The organism is uncultured Thiodictyon sp. (assembly GCF_903828115.1).
In the GTDB taxonomy this organism is placed as follows: Bacteria; Pseudomonadota; Gammaproteobacteria; order Chromatiales; family Chromatiaceae; genus Thiodictyon.
This window is the reverse complement of sequence record NZ_CAIKKU010000243.1, coordinates 1-3,547: the sequence shown is the minus strand read 5'-3', so window position 1 is coordinate 3,547 and position 3,547 is coordinate 1. Positions and strand designations below refer to the sequence as shown.

Here is a 3,547-nt window from a genome sequence, read left to right as displayed (position 1 = left end):
GCTTGATCAGGTCGTGATCGAGCGATTGGTCGAGGCCGTGGTCCTGGGTCTCGCGGTTGGAGATGGCGACCTCCAGGCCGACCTTGGGCTTCATCAGGAGGCGGGTGAAGTCCAGGCCCTGGGCCTTCCAGTGGTCGAGCGCGCGGCGCATCTCGAGCCGGTCCGACTGGCCGATCATCTCGCTGACGGTCCGGTAGCCCAGCCGCGCCATGATCCGGCGCATCTCCTCGGCGACGAAGAACAGGTAGTTGATGATGTGCTCAGGCTGGCCGGTGAAGCGCTTGCGCAGTTCCGGGTCCTGGGTGGCGACACCGACCGGGCAGGTGTTCAAATGACACTTGCGCATCATGATGCAGCCCGAGACGATCAGCGGCGCGGTGGCGAAGCCGAATTCATCGGCCCCCAGCAGGGCGCCGATGACCACATCGCGCCCGGTGCGCAGACCGCCATCGACCTGCACCGCGATACGGCCGCGCAGGTTGTTGAGGACCAGCGTCTGATGGGTCTCGGCCAAGCCGATCTCCCAGGGGGAGCCGGCGTGCTTGATGGAGGTCAGCGGGCTCGCGCCGGTGCCGCCGTCATAGCCGGCGATGGTCACATGGTCGGCATGGGCCTTGGAGACGCCTGCGGCGACGGTGCCGACGCCGATCTCGGACACGAGCTTCACCGAGATCCGCGCCTTGGGGTTGACGTTCTTCAGATCATGGATCGCGGTGCTCAACCCGCGCGACCAGGCACACGCCCGCGCGATCGCCCTCAGCCCGACGCTCCGACCGATTGAACGATCCGTGGGTCGAGGCGAGCAGCAGCAGGGCACACAGCCAATTCTCCCCAAGGACAAGCCGACGGGCGGCATGGATGCGTGCTTGTCCGCAAACCGCAAATCGCTTAACCTTTTCCTGAAACCTTAAGATCGCACGGCCAAACCAGGGAACGCCAGATTGCACCCGGCCTCCGGCGGGGGGCCAGCGTACAAGGCATTTTGCGTCAGCGCGAAATTGCCTCCCACCTCGCCGGTCTTGGTCGGCTGCGGCAATGCTGCGATACCGAATGACAGTAAAGCGAAGGGGAGTGAAATTATGAAATTGCTGCAACTTCGTCTCGCATCGGTCCGTTACGATGGCGACAATATCGGCAACGATATCACTATCGACGTTCAGGCCGGCAGCGCATTCTTCTCCCTGAACAAGAGCCTGGACGCTGGGGCTAGTGCTTCTATCGGCAAGATAGTCGCCGAATTTACTGCCGTCAGCAACCCCTCGGTAATCCCCATTGTCGCATCCGTCACGGAGCGCGATCCGGTGTTCAATGACTCAGGTCGGAGTGCAGGGGAATTTTCGGTCCCTCTCGGTGCCGCAGTTCTGCAGACGTTCCACTTGGCGATACCCGTAGAAGAGAAAGGGGCCGTGCGCTCCGCCGGCACCGCGCTCTTTACCCTTGAGTTCACAGCGGAACTTGCAGAGGCGATACGATACCTGCCGCCGTCCTCTGACGGATTCACCGTGGTATTGGAGGAGCCGAGCAGGAAGAGAATATCCCTGCCGACCGCGCTGGCGGTGCAGGTCGAGCGTATCGCAGGCGGACGCGAGTATTTTGTGATCCGTGAAGGGTCGCTGAAGGGCAAGCGTGCCTCTGTCTCACTGGGGAGCGACAAGCACTCGCGGCTCGCCGCGGAGAACCCACAGACACCGCCGATACAACTGGTCTTCTCCCTTTCAAAGAAGGAACTCAGCACCGAGGACGGTCGGTCCACCTATGCTGCGGTCTCTGATGTGGCGCCGGTCTCCCCCGGGCTCTATGACTTGGAGATCCCGGACGCCCCTCACGTCGGAGGTCTCAACTATCCTGATGCGCCCCATGCGCGCACTTGGTTTCGCATCGGGCATCAGGGGCGCAGTTACCTGCATCCCGGTGCCATGTCGCTCGGATGCGTGACCGTCACCGAAACGGCCCGGTGGGAAGAGCTTTATCACCTGCTGATCGTGGCAAGAAAAGGAGACGGAATCTCGGTCGGCGTCCTGCGGGTCGTCGAATGAGTGCAACCACCGATGGGTACCACACTGTCCCGCTCCCTCCCTCTCTTCGGTCTGGCGGCGATTCTCGCAATCGTGGCAGCCTGTTCCCCGCAACCCGACCGAGGATTGAAGTTGCAGGCGGGAGACGAGGCCAGACCGGAGGTTATTTTGCGGAAGTTTCGGCTGGGAACGGATGACGCCGACCGCCGGCTTGCACAGGCGGCCTATGACCAGGGCCTAGCCGCGATGAATCGCCAAGTCGCCCCGGAACTGCGGTGGGGGCCGGCTTACAAGGCGTTCTGTTACAGCGCACAACTGCACCCGACCTCGCAGTCGCTCTGGCGCTGTGCCGATGTCTTGGTCGGGTCCGCGCAGGGAATGACCGGCCCCGAGGCGCCCGCCCTGCGGCGTGCCGTGCTCTGGCGTATTGCGATGCTCTTCACGTCCGCGCTGGTGCTCGACCAGTTCGATCGTGGGCTCACGACCGAGCAGCGAGCGCAGGCGCAACGGGATCGGGACTGCATTTCGGATTATCTGAGCGATCACCACGGGTACCGGCCGCGCTGCGGAACGGCTGCACTATTGATCGACCAGGGCGAATGACAAGGGCAGGCTTTCTCGATTACGATGTCGTGCGAGCCGCGGGACCTTTCGGTTTTGTGGCGGCGCGGGGTGGCAACGGAATAATGGTGTCCCCGGAAGAACTCTCGCACGCCGTTGCGGCCTACCGTGGCGCCGATCCGGCGGCCGTCGGTGAAGGCGGCGGCGGGGCCGTCCCGCGCCCCCACCGGGCACCCGGATCGGGCCTATCATCAGGCACACCGCACCGTGCGCCCGGAGGTTCCCCATGACCCGATATCTGACAGCGATTTACGAGGGCAGCGTCTTCCGCCCGCTGGAGCCGGTTGAGATCGCCGAGCAGCAGGAGGTTTCCCTGCTGGTGGAAACGCCCGACGAGTCGCAGCCCGAGGCGGACACGGACATGCCCATCTGGGAGTATGCCGCACAACTGATGCGTGACATCCCGCAGGACCAACTCCAGGCCCTCCCAACCGACGGTGCGTCCCAGCACGACCACTACCTCTACGGCGCCCCGAAGCACCCCTGATGCGCCGCTTCTTCGCCGATACCTTAGGAAACGGCTTGCGCAAGAGGCGTCGTAGGTTTCATATCGCCGCCATCTCCCTGCTGCAATCGATTCGACCCTGGCCGCTTATTCCTTAAATCTCTGATGCCATGACCGAGATCGCCACACCCCACGACACCTTCTTCCGCGAGAGTTTCGGCCGCCGGGAGATCGCCGTAGACTTCCTGCGGCACCACCTGCCGCCCGAACTGCTGGCCGAGATCGACCTCGAAACCCTGGAAATCTCCAAGGACACCTACGTCTCCGCCGATCTGCGCTCCGCCTACTCCGATCTGGTCTATCGGGTACGCCATCGCGACGGGCCCTTGACGATCTACGTCCTGTTCGAGCACAAGAGCAGCCCCGAGCACTGGACCGCGCTGCAACTGCTGCGCTACCTCGTGGC

4 protein-coding genes and 1 pseudogene are annotated in these 3,547 nt (G+C 63.5%); 4 read left to right on the top strand and 1 reads right to left on the bottom strand.

Features of this window, described 5'->3' with window-relative positions; translation table 11 throughout:
• Nucleotides 1–709 (bottom strand): annotated as a pseudogene (locus QZY48_RS09105) (glutamate synthase-related protein); the annotation flags it as partial.
• A 370-nt stretch (nt 710–1,079) separates the two neighbouring features.
• On the opposite strand from QZY48_RS09105, the gene QZY48_RS09100 reads away from it, so the two are divergent.
• The 4 genes from QZY48_RS09100 to QZY48_RS09085 form a co-directional block, all read left to right on the top strand.
• A complete protein-coding gene (locus tag QZY48_RS09100) occupies nt 1,080–2,036 on the top strand; it encodes a hypothetical protein (protein WP_295430322.1) in 957 nt (318 codons plus the stop codon).
• Nucleotides 2,037–2,261: 225 nt separating this feature from the next.
• Nucleotides 2,262–2,618: a hypothetical protein gene (locus tag QZY48_RS09095; RefSeq protein WP_295430320.1), complete on the top strand. Its 357-nt coding sequence runs from the start codon at nt 2,262–2,264 to the stop codon at nt 2,616–2,618.
• A 244-nt stretch (nt 2,619–2,862) separates the two neighbouring features.
• A complete protein-coding gene (locus QZY48_RS09090) occupies nt 2,863–3,123 on the top strand; it encodes an antitoxin family protein (protein WP_295430318.1) in 261 nt (86 codons plus the stop codon).
• 128 nt (nt 3,124–3,251) lie between these two features.
• Nucleotides 3,252–3,547 (top strand): Rpn family recombination-promoting nuclease/putative transposase (locus QZY48_RS09085; RefSeq protein WP_295430316.1); only part of this gene is annotated, 296 nt, incomplete at its 3' end.

Excerpts from the sequence above, each read along its gene's own strand:
- QZY48_RS09100 (WP_295430322.1), top strand. The coding sequence starts at position 1,080 with ATGAAATTGCTGCAACTTCGTCTCGCATCGGTCCGTTACGATGGCGAC.
- QZY48_RS09095 (WP_295430320.1), top strand. The coding sequence starts at position 2,262 with ATGAATCGCCAAGTCGCCCCGGAACTGCGGTGGGGGCCGGCTTACAAG.
- QZY48_RS09090 (WP_295430318.1), top strand. The coding sequence starts at position 2,863 with ATGACCCGATATCTGACAGCGATTTACGAGGGCAGCGTCTTCCGCCCG.